At 60.4% G+C, this 15,980-nt stretch carries 11 protein-coding genes; 6 read left to right on the top strand and 5 right to left on the bottom strand.

Annotated elements, in window-relative coordinates; genetic code table 11:
* On the bottom strand, positions 1-630 hold a 630-nt coding region (locus tag ABJF10_RS19445), incomplete at its 3' end, for a hypothetical protein (RefSeq protein ID WP_348546267.1).
* Positions 631-994: 364 nt separating this feature from the next.
* On the opposite strand from ABJF10_RS19445, the gene ABJF10_RS19450 reads away from it, so the two are divergent.
* Positions 995-1,996, top strand: a complete 1,002-nt coding sequence (locus ABJF10_RS19450; protein WP_348546268.1) for a hypothetical protein — start codon at positions 995-997, stop codon at positions 1,994-1,996.
* Between the two features lie 24 nt (positions 1,997-2,020).
* Positions 2,021-2,989, top strand: a complete 969-nt coding sequence (locus ABJF10_RS19455) for a hypothetical protein (RefSeq protein WP_348546269.1) — start codon at positions 2,021-2,023, stop codon at positions 2,987-2,989.
* Here ABJF10_RS19455 and ABJF10_RS19460 read toward each other — a convergent pair.
* Entirely contained in the window at positions 2,981-3,373 is a 393-nt protein-coding gene (locus ABJF10_RS19460) for a hypothetical protein (protein ID WP_348546270.1), read from the bottom strand. The two genes, ABJF10_RS19455 and ABJF10_RS19460, sit on opposite strands and share 9 nt — an antisense overlap.
* Entirely contained in the window at positions 3,370-6,183 is a 2,814-nt protein-coding gene (gene mobF / locus ABJF10_RS19465) for a MobF family relaxase (RefSeq protein WP_348546271.1), read from the bottom strand. Before mobF ends, ABJF10_RS19460 begins: the two co-directional genes overlap by 4 nt.
* A gap of 385 nt (positions 6,184-6,568) precedes the next feature.
* On the opposite strand from mobF, the gene ABJF10_RS19470 reads away from it, so the two are divergent.
* The 3 genes from ABJF10_RS19470 to ABJF10_RS19480 all read left to right on the top strand — a co-directional run bounded on the left by ABJF10_RS19470 (position 6,569) and on the right by ABJF10_RS19480 (position 9,974).
* Positions 6,569-6,976 (top strand): hypothetical protein, encoded by a 408-nt coding sequence (locus ABJF10_RS19470; RefSeq protein ID WP_348546272.1) that lies wholly within the window; start codon positions 6,569-6,571, stop codon positions 6,974-6,976.
* 8 nt (positions 6,977-6,984) lie between these two features.
* The gene (locus ABJF10_RS19475) at positions 6,985-7,410 is read left to right on the top strand and encodes a hypothetical protein (protein ID WP_348546273.1); all 426 of its coding nucleotides are present in this window, start codon (positions 6,985-6,987) and stop codon (positions 7,408-7,410) included.
* Positions 7,411-7,529: 119 nt separating this feature from the next.
* Positions 7,530-9,974: a hypothetical protein gene (locus ABJF10_RS19480; RefSeq protein ID WP_348546274.1), complete on the top strand. Its 2,445-nt coding sequence runs from the start codon at positions 7,530-7,532 to the stop codon at positions 9,972-9,974.
* A 160-nt stretch (positions 9,975-10,134) separates the two neighbouring features.
* Here ABJF10_RS19480 and ABJF10_RS19485 read toward each other — a convergent pair whose 3' ends face one another.
* Both ABJF10_RS19485 and ABJF10_RS19490 read right to left on the bottom strand, forming a co-directional pair.
* Positions 10,135-10,482: a hypothetical protein gene (locus ABJF10_RS19485; protein ID WP_348546275.1), complete on the bottom strand. Its 348-nt coding sequence runs from the start codon at positions 10,480-10,482 to the stop codon at positions 10,135-10,137.
* 264 nt (positions 10,483-10,746) lie between these two features.
* On the bottom strand, positions 10,747-10,986 hold the full coding sequence (locus ABJF10_RS19490; protein WP_348546276.1) for a hypothetical protein: 240 nt from the start codon (positions 10,984-10,986) through the stop codon (positions 10,747-10,749).
* 102 nt (positions 10,987-11,088) lie between these two features.
* On the opposite strand from ABJF10_RS19490, the gene ABJF10_RS19495 reads away from it, so the two are divergent.
* Positions 11,089-15,834, top strand: coding sequence for a helicase-related protein (locus tag ABJF10_RS19495; RefSeq protein WP_348546277.1), 4,746 nt, complete (start codon positions 11,089-11,091; stop codon positions 15,832-15,834).
* Positions 15,835-15,980 lie beyond the last annotated feature (146 nt).

Below are 15,980 nucleotides of genomic sequence, written 5' to 3' on the forward strand. Positions count from 1 at the left end.
CGAAATTTCGATGATCTGTGTGAGATCTTGAACTACCTGCCTGCCTCCTTGGTAAGGTCTTCGTTCGCGGAACTTGGCCGCGTATTGGTTGCCTGGACGCCGAACCCGAATCCGGGTTTGCCAATGCGCACGGACATACCCGCGCAACGCAACCACGCGGTCGCTTGCGAATGCTTTGGATATGTTTTTAGTGAGGTCATTGGTAATGAAGGTGACGATAGATACGCCCTTGTTCTTAGGATGGTCAATCAGAAAGTTTGAAAAACTTCTTGATGTCTTTGAGCTAAGACTAAGCAAAGCGCATCGGAACAGGGCGCGCGGGCGCGCAGGCTTCTCGCGCAGGCGGCGCGATTGGAAGTTGTGCATATGCCCGGCCATGACATACCGACCCCAATTGCCGTAACCCGGCTCGGGGCCGGGCTCCACGGAAGCGATGGGAACACCCTGCGAGCGATACTGGCGGGCGAACAGTAGGAAGCTCAGTTCATCGAAGGCACCACGTTGATCCCGCCCTGTGGATGAATGGACTTTAGATCGATGCTCCGCTTTTTCTTGGGACTTGGAAGGCCGATATGATGCCGCATTGAGGGACTTCGCGCCCGAAAATTCCTGCTTAGGCCAAGCCTGCAAGCTCCCGAACGGGAGCTTCCCCGCTGCACGGACCAAGTAGCAAGGAGGTGACCCAATGGACTTCACCTAACATCACCATTTACCCAGCAAAAAGGGCTTGCCGAGTTGGTCGCTTGGCAAGCCCTAAAGCTTTTTGGGTCAGGAATAAACCCGTGCTGAACAGCGGCAAATCTTGGCTCCGAAGGCGCGCGCGTCAAGAAAAATGCCGAGTTTTTCTAACCGGAGAGGTGCGCCCTCGTCCCGGCAGGAAAATGAAAGTCGCACACGTTGCCGGGGCCGACGCCCAGGCCACGCAGCGACCTGTCGCGCCCGACTCAAAGGATGGCTTTTCAATGTCGCAGACCGATCACCGATTTGGGGAGACGTGGACCTCAAAGCGTTCTGCGCGCTCACCGGCTACAGCCGCGAACATGCGACCCGTGAGCTTTCAGAGCTGCGGCGTGCGACCGGTCTCGCGTTCGAGACGAAGCAGCGCAAAAAGCGCGGCGCGGAGAAGGCAAGCTGGGGCGTCATCGTGGCCGATCCAGACAAGCTCAAATTCGACAAGCGTTCGCTCTTTTACGACCGGTGCGGAAATCGGCTCCACAACTACACCACCCTCTCGTCTGACGGAGAGAAAATCACGCCGACCATTCCCGCAAGTCCGGTCGCGTGTCGGCCGCGTGGAAGACCGCGCACCCGCCAGGTGCCGGACGACGCGATGAAACGTCCGCGCGGCCGTCCGAAGAAACAAAGCATCCCCTCGCCGCAAGCTGCTCCCGCCTCGGTGCAGGCACCGGGCGGCGGCGAGCGCGGCAAAAAAATAGGAGAAAATCACGGACTCTGTGACAATGCATATGAAGAGGATTCCTTCGGAATACAGCAGCCAGATCCAAACGGTGCGCGGCGCGATGTCGCGATGTCGCGGGAAGAGAAAAAAGCGCCGCAAGCGGCGCTGAAGCGGAAAGCGTTCAGCCTCCAGGCGCGGCTTGAGGCCTGCCATTGGGACAACTGCAAAGTGACCTTCAGCAGCCGCACGGCGCACAATTACGCGCTCCGAGCGCTCGTCGATGGCCACGCCGAGGAGCGCATTGTTTCGTGCTACGCTGATGCGTTGTTCGTCTGCCACGGATTCGCCGTCGATCGCTCGGCCAGCGCGGGGAAGGTCGTCTTTTTCAACCCGTCATCGACGGTCGTGAAAGCTGCCGCATTGCTCGCGAAGGACGGACTGACTCGCCAGGACCGCATCGCGCGCTGGTATGCAAATCATCCGCGGCGCAAAGTGGAACCTCCTCCTCCCCTGCCCGCTGACATCGAGGCGATTCGTGCGCAAATCGCCGCCACCTTTCCTCGCGACGAGCCGCCGCCCTCCACCAAGCGTCAGTAAACCTTCGGAAACTTCCCCGTTCGCTTGAAGGTGTTCAAGCCGGTGACGACGGCTTCCACCGTGCGGTCGGCCACAGCGCTCTCGTCGGCCGACGACTTGCGCCGTGCGACTTTAATGGCGGGAACCTGTTTGGAGGAAGGCTTCATGGATTTCCGGGTGATTAACTTTGAGGCTGGCGAACTCATCGGCGAAAAGAGCATGCGCTATTCCGCGCAATTGGTCAACGCTGGCGCCTCGCTTCTCGGCCAATTCTGCCAGCGAAATCGGTCGCGCCTCTTCGTCGTCGGCGTTCTCGACGGCGCGCACATTGATCCGCTTCCCAAATTCCTCCATGAGCGCGAACAAGGTTTCCTTCGCGCGAAAATGTGTGGCCGCGATGTTGTCGAGAGTCACCGCCCGGCCATGTTCGACAGCACGTTGGACGACCCCACGCACCGCTTCCCGAAAATCCCGGTGGACGTGGAGAATCGTCACGTCGTAGCCCAGCGCGAGCGCCCGACGGATCTTTTCCCGTGCCGCAGCGTGATCCGACAATGTGCCGTCCACGAGAAAGTTGGGTCGATCGGCGGGACCGATGGTTTTTTCCAACCAATCCAGAGCCGTGCTTTTCCCAGCACCGGTGCCACCACTCGTGAACAGAATGCGGCGGCGTTGCAGAGGCGCGGTTCTGCGGATCTCGCGCCGGTAAATCTCGTCGGCAAGCGCTTTGGCCGGGTTGTAAACCGCGCGGGAGAATCGCGTTCTCGTCGCGTTGGTCGCGGTGTAATCGGCGCAAAGCTCGCGTGCCCGATCCGTGTCGATGACGTTTCCGAACCGCTGGAGATATTCCGCAATCGTTTCATCCAGCCGCCCTTGAATCCGCGCGGCAAACCTCGACTCCACCTCAGCTTCAGCAGCGGAGAGTTTCTGATTTTTCGGAATGCGCAGTGGGCCTTCGTAATCCATTCGTTCGAGATTGTGACAATGCGGAGCCGCGGGAGCACTTCAATCTGACGGGGCCGGTTCGCTGATCTCGGTGACTTCGATTCGTTCGATGAATGCGCAGCCCCGTGCGACCAGGCCGGCGTAACGCGCCGGCGCTTCCCTGATCCAATCGACGCCAAGTTTTTGTAGGGCGAGTCCGAGTTCGCGCAGGTTGCGGCCGTTCACGCGAACCTCATGGGAACTAAACGTGACGCACAGAATTTCGTTGTCCCCTTCGCGTTGAAGGTGCGCGAACGCGAAGTGGCTGTATGGCAGGACGAAGAAAGCGCCGTTTTGCAGATCAACGCGCAGGGCTTGCGCCTGCGGATTGTTTTCCCACGCGACGAAGCCGGGCTCTGCTGGAGGAGCCGCGTCCCCAGAGTTCTCGGAATTCGCTGGCTTCCGCTTTTTCATAGCGTCACTGCTTCGCGTTGCTCGGCCGGTTGCGTTCTCCGTTTAACGATGGCTTTGAATCTCCGCCAGGCGTCGGCCGCGAGCTGACGCCCGCGCACGATCCCCTGCAAGAAGCGCCGCCGGAGCCGCTGCCGCTGCGCGCCGCCGCGCCGATGCAGATCGAGTGCAAGCTCGCGGTCGCCCGAGCGCGCCACATTCTCGCGAAGCTGTTCCGCGTCGCTCGTGAAAATCCTGATGCCTTTCCGACCGCGCGAGATGGTCACATACCATTGTTGCCGGTTGGTGGCTGCTCTCACCGCGGAGTCGGAGAATAGGACGTAATCCACCGTCTTGCCTTGCGAGGCGTACGAGGTCACGGCGTAGCCGCGCACGAACTGCCGGTAATTGCTGTTCAACGTCCGTCCATCTTTCAAAGCGATCCGGCCATCCGGTTCAATGCGCTCCACCGTCACCAGCTCGCCATTGGCGACGCGCTGGCCATCGCGCGTCTGTGCGTTGGCCTTGAGCTGGAGCCGATCGCCCGCCGCGAGAGCCATGTCACGCTTTCGGCAGATCGTGAGTCGTTTAAGTTGGCCCGGCGCGACGGTGCCCACCTTTCGCGCCGATTCAACGATTAGCCCCTTGTCGGTGATCGCGACGAGTTGCGCGGACTCTCCCTTGCGAAAAGCGCCGCAGTTCTGGTTGAACACGAGCACCGTCGCAGCGTCGTAGAATCTTCCTTCGCGCTTCTGCGCATCGGTCAAATCAACGCGTTCCAGCGAGACGACGCGGTGTTCATCGGCGCCGATGAGGTTTCGCTCTTTCAGCCGGTCGCGCACCACCTCATTGACCCTGTGGATTTCCGACCAGGTCTGAGCCACGACGACGGTCGTCTGCCCCTTCCCTGCGAGATCGAGGTAATGTTCCGCGAGTTGCGCTTGCTGGTTCGCCAACGTGCATTCCACGAGAGCGCCGTTCGCGCTGAGCCTGTCAAAAGCTCCCTGGATGTCGCCCGCCGCCGCCACTTTCACGGCGCGTCGGTATTCTTCGATGAACTCGCGCTCGCTCCGCGTGTTGGCGCGCCGCGGATCTTGTCGGCGGATTTCGTGCAGCTCGGCAGGCCGAAGCCCCGAATACTTCTCGATCGCTCGCAGCGCATCCGAAGCCTCGACGGCTCCGTGTTGCCGCGTGTCACCCGACGCAATGAGACGCCCGTTCATCGCCTGCACATGCGACAGCAACGCCTGCATCTGCTTGCCTCCGAGCTGCCCGGCTTCATCCAGGATCACGACAGCACCCGGCGCCATTTCCCGTCGCGTGAGGAATTCGCTCACGGTCTGAGCATTCGCAAATCCATCCGCTTCCAAGTCGATGACCTGCTGGCGTTGCGGAGCGATAACGCAGACGTGATGGCCTGCCTCCACCAATCCATCCCGCACCTCGCGCAACGCAAAGCTCTTGCCCGTGCCGGCCCCACCACGAAACAGCGTCATGAAATCGCGAGAGTTTAGAATCTGCTCCACCGCCTGACGCTGGTCCGAGTCGAGCGCTTCGTTGCCGATGCGATGTGCGGCATTGAACGGCTCGCACCTGCCGATTCCATCGCGCGCACGATTCAGCACGTCCCACTCGCGCCCCAGCGTCTCGCGCGTCGTCACCTTCTCGGGTTCGTCGCGGTCCCGGATGTAGTCACGGGCAGCGGTGGTGTCCTTCAACCTCGCAACGTCGAGATCGCAACCGCGTGCGTGTTCCAGCGCATGCCTCCATAACTCGTGTTCCCGCACGACTGATCTACGGTCGAAGAGATGCTCTTCCGCCCAGCCCAGCGACTCCGCGGCACTCGCCTGCCCCACAACCAGCGGAGTTTCCCGTGCGATGCTGACACCTGTCGTCAGCGCCTGCTTTTCGGCTTCCGACAACTGGCCGCTCCAAAGCTCCCTGAGCGTGGAAGCGTCAACGTCGCGCATCTTTCGAGCGCGCTCGTTGTGAGCAATGTTCTCGCGGATTTCAGCGACGTTCCCGGCTGCCTTGTCGGGTGCCTTCGTCAAAAGTTCGTTGGTCTTTTCATCAATCTCAATGTGCCGTTTCGAGAACTTCGCGCGCACCTCATCCGGTACACCCTGAACGATGAAATCTCCACGCGCCTGATTAGCGATCACGTAGCCGAACCGCCCGAGTTCGCGGGCGAGCTCGTGGTAATAGACGTTCTCGACGAACTTCTGAGCGGAGAGCATCTGGTAATTTTGCAAAGCCTTCCAACGTTGCTCCGTCGCGTCATGGGTTGCGTTGAAGAGGATGCAGTGGCTGTGCAGATGCGGATCGAGGGCGCGTGAAGTCTCGTGGCGGAAAACTGCGCCAATAAAATTGCCGGTGCGCCGATCTTTGAAGCTGCCGGCACTCCGAACACGAGTCGCCGCGAAGTGTTCGAGTTCGACAACTGCCGCTCGGATGGCGCGATCATGGGCACCTGCGATCCGCTCGTCTGCACCGACCAACGCGAGAATGGAGACATCCTTGGGCGGCGAGATCGTGAAGTCGTAGAATACCCGACGATTGGCTGCTTCCCGGTCGGCACCCTTTTCATCGAAAGTCCACCGCGTCGTTTTTCGTCGTTGCGTCAGCAGTTCTCCGGTTTCCGGGTGAAGATTTTCGCAGAGCCTCAGAAACTCATCGCGCTCCACACGTCCACGAAGCCCGAGCATTTCCGCACCCTTGCCGATCCACTGCCCGGCCACTTGCTTTCCTTCGCTGTAATAATCGCCCACGCAAAGGTGCTCCTCGAAGTATTCCTTCGCATTCTTTAGGTTGTATTGGGTCTTCGGGGAAAGCACGGAAACGGGAACTCTCTAACGGAACCACCCAAAAACAGGCTCCCGTTTCGGAGCTTCTTCTCTTCGCGGTTGAGCTTTCATAAGCACATGAAAGCAGCTCAGAGAAAAAGGGACGCCCTACCCCTAGCTAGACGCTAGGCAGTTCTGTCACCGCGATGTCGCACGCCAGTATCTCGCGCAACTCGTCCGTGAATCCGTCGCTGCGCGCCGGCTGTAATCGGCGTGTCACAGACTGTATCAAAGCTGGCGCGGCCGAGGTAGCCGAGCTTCACCAGATTTTGTATCCGACTGGCGCGGGCGCGTCTCCGCAGCGTCACCGGCGTGTCGCTTCCGCTGTGCGCCCCTTATCTCAAGGCTGTATCAACGCACGTCACTCATTTGTCCCATGAGCAGCGACCTGCAACAGCTCACCGAACTCTTCGATGCGAAGGTTCAATCCTTCGAGGGGCCAGCCGAACGACGCTTCCAAGTGCTGCTTCCTTTCAAGCAAGGGATCATCCGCCTTCGCGAAAAGAACGCTTCGTCCCGCACCATTGCCGAACTCCTGAAGCAACTTGGCGTCACGGTCTCGCACAACACTATCGCCCGGTTCTGCCGCGAACTCGCCGTGGCTGCGGCAAGGAATGCTCAGCGGCCTGATGCTCCACGCCCCACCCCGCCGAGCAAGGCTCCCCCGCCATCGTCCGCGGTCACCAAGCTTTTGAACCGCCGCCGCGAGGAAACAAAATCACCCGAGCCGGAAGCCAGTTCTCGCGGACGCGGGCCGCGAATTGCCGATCCAAAAAACGTCTAACGAATACTATGCCCAAACAACTCAACATCATCGTCAACGGCAAAGGCGGCGTCGGGAAGAGCTTCTTCGCGACCAACTTTGTCCAATACCTCAAAGACCAGCAGATCGAGCATCGCGCGATCGACACCGACAACGAGAACTCGACGCTCAAGCGCTTTCATCGCGAAGCCGAATTCATCAACATCGACAAGGTGCAGGAGATCGACCTGCTCTTCGCCAGTTTGGAGACGAGCAGCCTTGTCGTCGTCGATTGCCGCGCCGCTTCCACCGACATCTTCCTCGATTACTTTCGCGAGGTGCGGGTGTTCGAGTTGCTCGAGATGCTCGGCGCGACGTTGACAGTTGTTTCCCCGGTCAATCACGAAGCGGATAGCGTCGAGCAATCGCTTCATTCGACGAATTCATTCAGCCGCTCGGAGATGAGGAGAGCGTGAGCGTCGAGTTGCAGGGCTTGCGCGACGGGCAAACTCTTTCACGAGCGTTCGCGCTACGCTTGGAAGGACGCCGTCCGCCGTGTCTGCTGTTTGATTCAGGCACACGATTGCCACCGCGCGTGTCCGGCGACGGCCCGATCGCGGTTCGCGCCGGCAGCTACTGGGTTTTGCACCGCGCCACACACGACTTTCCGGACGCGATCGAACGCATTGTGTGGGCTGATGGTGTGCGAGCCATATCGCTGATCTCTCTCAAACCGGGCTCCCCGATCACGCTGCGTGATGACCGCGGTGCCGCGATTTGCGAAATCGGAGCCGATGCGGCCCCATGCTTCATTCCAGCCGGACGTCGGGCGGTGAGCGATGACGGAGAGGTATTGCACTACGGATGGAACGAACCCCCGACTATTTGGCTCCCAGATCCAAATGGTAATGACTGGACGTTATCTGTCGCGGCGGACGGTAAGACCGTAGAAGTCCTCCTCGCGCCTGACCCCGACAATACCGCTGGACCTCTCACCGCATGCCGAGCCTTGGAGGTCAATCCGCTGGCGAGCCTGCGGCCCGGCTTACACGAGATCACGCTCACGCTGAATCGGCGTGCCCGTCCACAGTTGGGGCAGACTTTTCTCATCTGGATAGGTCTAAAGTCGGCCGACGCAGACCGATTCGTCACGGATGCCTGGCCAGAAAACCTCGTGGCGGACGAGTGTCTCGGATTCAAACTCGCCGCTCCGAAGCTTTCCCACGCCACCGATCAGCATCGCGCTCACCGGCTGGTTTTCCAACTTAGCGGCCGAACCCAGACCTTCCGTTGGTGCCGTCCTGGAACCTTCCTTGAGTCCTTCACGCGCAAAGCTGGGGCCTCCATTCAGCCGCGCGCTGAAACATTTGGAACGACCTTCTCCGCCGGCTCGGATTCTACGCAATGGCTGCGCATTTGGCGCACGGGTACAGATTTCGCGGAAGTCCGAGTGAATGACGTTGTATTCCAGATGTTCGGAGGCGAGGACGGCCGTCCGTTCGTCGATATCAGCCTCGCCCATCTTGCTCTGCTTTATCCGCAAGGCGGCACACTCACGCTCCGCCACCGCGGCTTGGAAAGCCCACTCGCCCGCTTCTCAAAGCCGCTGTCCGTTATGGCAGCTACCAACGCACCGTCCGCTGAAACCAGACGTCTGAACATTGTTCTCGGGGAGCCGGTAGAGAGCGCTCGCGTCCAGTTTCAAGAGCTACTGAGCTGTCGAACGACTCAAACCGATTCGGTTCCGGTCGCTCTCGAAAACACCGCGACACTCGTTGCCGATGGGCTTCCGTCGCTGACGCTTGAATGCGGCGTGGTCTCGAATGGAGTTCGGCTGGGTTGGAGCGTTCCTCGCAGCGGTTGGCCGGAAGGGATTTGGGTCTGCGAGTTGGAGCTGCGTCGCGCGCAGGATGCGGAGTGGCAGCCGCTCAGCACGGCTGTGGGAGAACGTCTACTTCTGCGCGTCGAAGGGGCGCCAACCACCCCTCCCGAAGGCTTTCGCGCTCGCGCGCTCTGGAGCAACATTTCTCCTCACATCAACGTCGGACGGCTGGTAGAAGATGGTGCGGAAATGGCACCGGACGAAGCTCTCGGCTTGCTCAGCGAATTGCTGCAATGGCGTCAGCACAATTATCACTCGGCAGTCACGAAATATTTTGAGTGGGTGGACTCACTCAGCTCTTGGCTCTGCCGACGAATGAGCACGGTGATTCACCGGGATGACGAGGCACCCGCGTTGCGGCTGCTTAATCTCGCGAGTGCGGCACGGGGGCGTCGGTTTTTTGTCGATGTGCCCAGTTTACTTGCACTCCCAGCGAATCGTTACCAACAGCTCATCGGCGACGAGCCGCTGATCCAATCGCTCATTCTTTGCGGACGCCTCGTCGCCAGTGAAACGGTAGTGGGCAGCGTAGTGACCGGACAGGTGGATTTAGATTTTGACGCCCTGGCCGGTTTTTCCAACTTCGGGGAACTGGCCGCCGGAACGGCAGACGTTGCTTTGGGAGCCGAATTTCATCGGTTCGACTTCGACCGTTTTTGGCGGCAGACGATTGGCTCTTTGAACGCTGATCTTCGCGATGCCGATTGGGCTTCGCACATGCCCGGGCTGAGCCGCACACATGCGCGCTGGTCGGTGGAACAGCTCGCTGCGGCCTATGAGGCGGTCGCGAACAATCCTCGAATGGGCGCCGTCAACGGCCTGCTCCAAACGGCAGGAGCGTTCCGAATGTGGCTGCAAGCCAAGGTCGGGGGCTTGCCGGCGGAGGCTTGGCATTCGCCGTGGCTGGATGTTCGTGCTGACGCCGATCTAATCCCAGCGGCGACGAAATTTGCCTCCCTCTTCGCGCTTGCGGCACGAGCTTCCGCGGCTGGGCGATTGGATTTTTCCTCGGCTCTCATTTGGCTCGATGAGCGGGCAGGAGATCCGGATCGAACGAGAGAGGCGATCTCTGCGCTGCTGGATTTGGCACCCGCGCTGGTCGGTTTCCACCTCTTCTTTTGGGAACTTATATTCCGCACCCACTCTACCCATGCCTGAACAAAATCCTGTCCTGCTCGGACGCGAAATCGAAGCAACCCTTCGCCGTTACCTGCGCTCCGCATTGCCGGTGAGCCGCAACTACCCGCGTCTGCGGGAGCAACTCTTTCAAGCGCTCGAAAAACAAGAACTTCTAGTGAAGGGGCCTTACGTGGAGGCGCTACCCGATTTCGTGAAAGGCGAGTCGCTTGCCACACTTACCGCGGGCGCAACGCCGTTGCTCCATCGGGACTTCGCGCGTCTGCCAGAACGCGAGTTTCAGCGGCCATTGCACCAACACCAGGAGGATGCCTTGCGAGCGATTATCGCAAAGCAGGAGAACGTGGTCGTCGCCACCGGAACGGGCAGCGGCAAGACCGAATGCTTCCTTTATCCACTGCTCGACACACTGCTGAAGGAGGCTGAGTCCCAACGGCGCGAGCCAGGGGTGCGGGCGCTCCTCGTCTATCCGCTCAACGCTCTCGCGAACGATCAGCTCTACAAGCGCATCGTCCCGCTCTTTGCTCACCAATTAGCCGGTGCGGGCATCCGCGTGGGGCGCTTTACCGGTCTGACCCGCGACGATCAGCCTCGCGTCAATGCGGAGCAGGAAATTCTCAACGGCGATCCGTTCTTCCGGGAAAAGCTCGGCTGGAAGAGTGTTCCCGAGGAATGGCTGCTCACACGACAGGAGATGCTCGCGCGGCCGCCCCACATCCTCATCACGAACTACGCGATGCTGGAGCACCTGCTCCTCTTCCCTCGGAATGCCGCGCTCTTTCGGGGAGCGAAGCTACGATTTCTCGTGCTCGACGAAGTTCACACGTATGCCGGTGCGCAGGCGAGCGAGGTGGCATTGCTGCTGCGCAAACTGCGGCGGCGGCTCGGCGTTTCTGCGGAGCAGGTGCGCTGTATCGGGACGAGCGCCAGTCTCGCCCGGGGCGAAAAAGCGGAGGACGAGATCGTTCGTTTCGCGAGCGATCTTTTCGGCACGAAATTCAGCCGCGTTATTCGCGGTGAGCGCGAGCAGCACACTTTGCTGCGAGCGTCGGCTTCCGATCTATTTAAGCTGCCGCCCGCCGCATGGGCCGGGCTGGGCAACGCCCTGAATGAGCCGGGTGTCGGCGACGCCGAAGTGCTGGCAAGCTGGAATGCGGCAGTCGCGGGCGTGGACATTCCAGCGAAGCAGAAACAAGCGCTTATATTGGAGGCAGGTGCCGATCTGCCGGCGGAGCTGGCTCTTCGCTTCGCATCGAGCGCTGAGATGCGGCAAGCCTCGGTCGAACTCGCAAAGCCCGGCGCGCGACACTTTCCTAGCCTCGCTCAACAGCTCTTTGGCAGCGGAGATGCGGGCGAAGCAGCGCTCGCCGGTCTTATCGCCGTAGGAATCCGCGCTCGATTTCAACCGGAAGAGTTTTCACTACTGCCCGCGCGCTACCATTTCTTTGCCAACGGTATTGAGAATGTGACCATGCGGTTGGCGAATTCGCCTGAAGGTTTTTCAGACGCGCGGCTTGGTAGCCAATACCTCGTCGATGCGCACAACTACTATCGTTTGCTGGTCTGCCGAAAATGCGGTCAGCCATTTGGCGAAGGCTTTCAAGATGCCGATGTTCTGCGTCCGCGTCCGCTGCGAGGGCAGAACACGACGCGCCAGATCTTTTGGCTGGGCGAGCCACCGGAGCGATTCGACGACGAAGGAGATGACTCCGCGGAGGCCACCGAATCGCCTGAGAACGAATGGGAGTTGAACCCGCAGACCGGCCAGATCCATCCGCTGTCCGGGGATCGTGTGAAGGTACGGCTGGTAGAATTGAAAAAGGACGGGGACGACTCCGGGCGCTTCCTTCGCAAGTGCCCGGCATGCGGCGGCACGGCGGGCACGGATGCGGAAATCGTGACCGCCTTTCATCCCGGCGACATGGCTCTTTCGGCGGTCGTTTCGGATACCTTGTATCAAAGCCTGCCCGAACGTTCCGACGCCTGGAACACTCCGGGACGCGGGCGTCGGCTACTTGTGTTTTCAGACAATCGCCAGGACGCGGCATTCTTCGCACCGTATCTCCAGCGGACCACGCAGGATCTATTATTGCGCTGGGCGATCCTCAGAACGTTCGAGGAAAATGGCGCACGTTCGCGGCTTGGGACGCTGGCGACAAATGTCAGCGACTTATTGGGTGCGAACCGAAGCTTCATTGACAGAGCGGGCGAGTTATTTGGAAACGCCGAAGAGTTCACCGATTATTTGCGAGGACGATGCGCCGCCGAATTTTGTCTGCCCACAGGTCGCCGGACTTCGCTCGAAGCGCTCGGATTGGTGCGCGTAAGCTGCGACACGGATCGAATGCAGCAGGCGGCGCACGCATTCACGCCCGCGCTACCGGACGCGCTAAAGCCGCACGCCGTCGCGATCCTCGAAGCGCTAGTCGAGACCGTGCGGCGCGCTCGTTGTATTTCGAAGCCAGCGAACGTGAGCCTCGAAGACGCGTTTGTCTGGGGCGAAAACTTCGCATCGCGTGCTCTGCGCGTCGTGTTAGAGGGAGCCGGGCAGCAGGCGCGTTTCAGTTGGTTGCCTTCGGTCGGTGACGGAGGTCGCGTTTATCCAAACCGGCGGTCGCACTTTCTCGAAAAACAACTCGGAGTTCCGGATGCGCGCGCAGTTCTGCGTTCGGCATTTGAGGCTTTGGTGAGGGCGCAGCTCTTCATTCAGGACGACGCGGGTTTTGTCGTTGATGTGAAGCAACTCGTTTTCGCCGACGGTCGAAAATTGCCGCTCTTTCGCTGTCCAAAATGCGGGCTGCGGCAGTTCATCAACGTGCTCGGAAAATGCACCACCTTTCGCTGCTCAGGAACGCTTGGGGCGGTGGACGATACGGAGCGCCAACGAGAGATGGAGCATGATCACTACTTTCGCCGCTACCTTCGTCAGCGTTATGCGGGCACCGTGGTGCGCGAACATACAGCCGCGATCAACAACCGCATTCGCGAAGAGCTGGAGAGGGCCTTTAAGGATGGAATGGTTAGCGTCCTTAGCTGCTCTACGACGATGGAACTCGGCGTCGATATCGGCGAGCTCGAAGCGGTCGTCTGCCGCAACGTCCCGCCCGGCATCCAGAATTACCAACAGCGCACAGGACGCGCTGGCCGTCGTGCGCAGGCTGCTCCCGTGAGCGTCACGGTCGCTCGAAACCGCAACTTCGATCAATCCGTCTTTCACGATGCCGCTAGCTACCTCGCCCGCGACCCGCGCACGCCATTCGTCCACCTCGGTAATGAGCGCCTCTTGCGCCGGCATCAGTTTTCCGTGCTCCTCGGCGGCTTGTTCCAGCACCGTCAAGTCGCGCCGAGCGGCGGTTCACCGTCACTCGGGGACTTTTTCGGCGCGGAATTCAGCAAGGAGCGGGAAGACGTATTTTCAGCAGAAGTGGAACAGTATTTGGCGGGAGAAGGTGGACGAGAACGGCTCGCCGAAGCTCTCGCGCTCGGCGACGGCCTAGCGGCGGAACTTCAGACCACCGCGGAGGGGCTGACCGCAGATTTCCTTCGCCATTTGCACGAATGCGCGAGCTGGTATGGCGAGCGTTGGAGTTACTATCACGCGCGATTTCTCGAGACTGCCGGCAACGTGCAGCAAGGAGCACAAAATGCGTTTTGGTTGAGGCAGGTGACGAAGTGGCAGGAACAGCTCATCATCAATCAATTTCCCCGACTCGGGTTTCTGCCGACCTACAGCTTCCCCGTGAACAGCGTGCAACTCGAAGTCCTGCAAGGCCAACAACGCGGCACCGCCGCTTGGGAGCAGGACATCCAGCTCGTGCGCGATGCCCGTCTTGGCATCAGCGAATACGCTCCCGGTGCGCAGGTCATTGCGAACGGTCGCATCTGGACCTCCTACGGCATCGGCCAGTATCCGAAGGAGTTCATGAAGACGCGCTGCTATCGTGAGTGCGCGCATTGCCGCCACGTCGAAGTGGCGGAGGAGCGGATCGATTTCGAGCCGACCTGCGAGAAGTGCTCGCAACCCGCGAATCCGAGCGCGGTGCGCGCTTTCATCGAGCCCCGCAGTTTCGTCACCTCATCGACCGAGCCTAATGGCCGCGATCCCGGCCTCACGCGGCTGCGACCTCCGCCAGCACAAGACGCCCGGCTCCTCAGTGCAGCGGACGAAAAGGCGTTTGGTGAAAGTCCTACCGATGTCCCGCAGACGAGTTGGGCGTGCCAGGACGCAAAACACGGCCGCATGTTCGTGGTGAATAAGGGCCGCGGCTTCGGTTTCCAGCGATGCTCATGTGGCTTTGCCCAGCTCCTACGAAGTCCTGGGGAAGCGGTGAAGTTGAAGCAGCAGAGCCATAAGACGCCTTACGGTATGCCATGCACGCCGCACTGGATGCACGAGCGCGAAGACCTCGCGCACGAATTCCGCACCGACGTGCTGCAAATTCGACTCGATCGCGCGATCCCCACACCCGCTGATCTCGACTTGGCGCAACTCGATGAATGGCTGGAGAATTTCACCCGCACGCTCGCCGAAGCACTCCGCCGAGCGGGCGCCGAACGGCTGGGCATCGAGACGCGGGAGCTGGCGGAGAGCGTCCGCACACGACTCTTTGGCTACCCGGAAGTGATCCTCTACGACACCGTGGCCGGAGGAGCGGGTTATTGCCAGATGCTGTTTCGCCAGCATTCGTTGCGTGCGCTACTCACTGGCGCGCTGGGCGTGCTGCGTTGCCCCGCGGGATGCACACACTCCTGCCGTGCTTGCCTACAGGATTATGACAATCAGATTCTTTGGGAGAAATTGAGTCGCCGGCCTGTGCTCGCGTGGCTTGAGGAGTTGCTCGGCATTGAAACGGAAGCCAACCCGTATGCCCGCTATGGCGCGGCACCTGTGAAGTCAGCACAACCGACGCCGCTTCTCGTCTCTGCGCTAACCGACGCCACACGCGCTCTCGTTTGCGCGCCGCAACTTTTCGCGCTTCAGAATGACGTGCCACACGAGGGGGGCCTCGCCAGCGAACCCGCCGTGATTTTCGCCAATCATCTCATCAACTGGCTCACGGCCCGGCCGGACCGGGAACTGGAAGTTGCGTTGCTTACACCGCCCGAGTTTGGACTCGACCATCCCGTCAGCATTTACCTCGCGCGCGTGCTGGAATTGGGCATCGCCGGCGGACGGCTGAAGCTTTGGCAACTCCCGCGCAACTTCGATGCGCGCGCGTGGCCGCGGGTGCTGCTTGACGCCGGAAAACCGAGTGCAAGCTCTTGGTTCGCGCCTTCCGCACTAAATGCGGGGTTTTTTAACCAGCCGCTCGCTGCACCGCTATGGAAAGGTCCCGGCCTCGTTGCGGAGCAGCTTGCAGAACTCCGCCAAGGCTGGAAAGGCGTCGCCCTGAAAGTGCCCACGTCAGCCGCGAAAGCGTCCGTGCAGATTACGGACTACACTCCGGGACAGCGCCGCGACGTGGTCCGCGATTTTGCATTCTGCAAAACAAAAGCATTTGGCCGTCTCTCAATTGAAGACCCGTATGCGATGGAGAACGACTTTAACGCTACTAGCCTTGGTCAGTTCTTAGAAGCGCTGGGTAAACTCTGGATCGCTTGGCCCACGGAATTGGAGTTAAAGACGCGTGATGTCGCCCCCCCCGGACGGCAGCGGCTCGCCGCGCTTGAAAAGCTTTGTCAGCCGCATGGCTGTAAAGTGACCGCGCGTTGGGTCACGACCTTTGGTCAGCGCAGACCCGACTTCCATGACCGGCGTATGTATTTTCTACCAGACGCCAAAAATCCCAAAGCTCGGACAGTCGTATATCTTACCGGCGGCGTGGACCGTTATCTTGATCAAGCTAAGGAGACGACCATCATCGTGCAGCTCCCGAGTTGATTCGCGGCTTCCCGACTCGGAGCACGTCCAGCGTGCAGCCGGTGCCGTTGTCGAACGGTGTGACGCGGGCTTCGACTTCGACGACGGGATTGCGGACGGTTTCGAGGCCGAAGCGGCGGTAGGTTTGGGCGAAGATTTCGCATTCG

Origin of the sequence: Chthoniobacter sp., assembly GCF_040003245.1 — a bacterium.
In the GTDB taxonomy this organism is placed as follows: domain Bacteria; phylum Verrucomicrobiota; class Verrucomicrobiia; order Chthoniobacterales; family Chthoniobacteraceae; genus Chthoniobacter.

Excerpts from the sequence above, each read along its gene's own strand:
- ABJF10_RS19470 (WP_348546272.1), top strand. The coding sequence starts at position 6,569 with ATGAGCAGCGACCTGCAACAGCTCACCGAACTCTTCGATGCGAAGGTT.
- ABJF10_RS19475 (WP_348546273.1), top strand. The coding sequence starts at position 6,985 with ATGCCCAAACAACTCAACATCATCGTCAACGGCAAAGGCGGCGTCGGG.
- ABJF10_RS19460 (WP_348546270.1), bottom strand. The coding sequence starts at position 3,373 with ATGAAAAAGCGGAAGCCAGCGAATTCCGAGAACTCTGGGGACGCGGCT.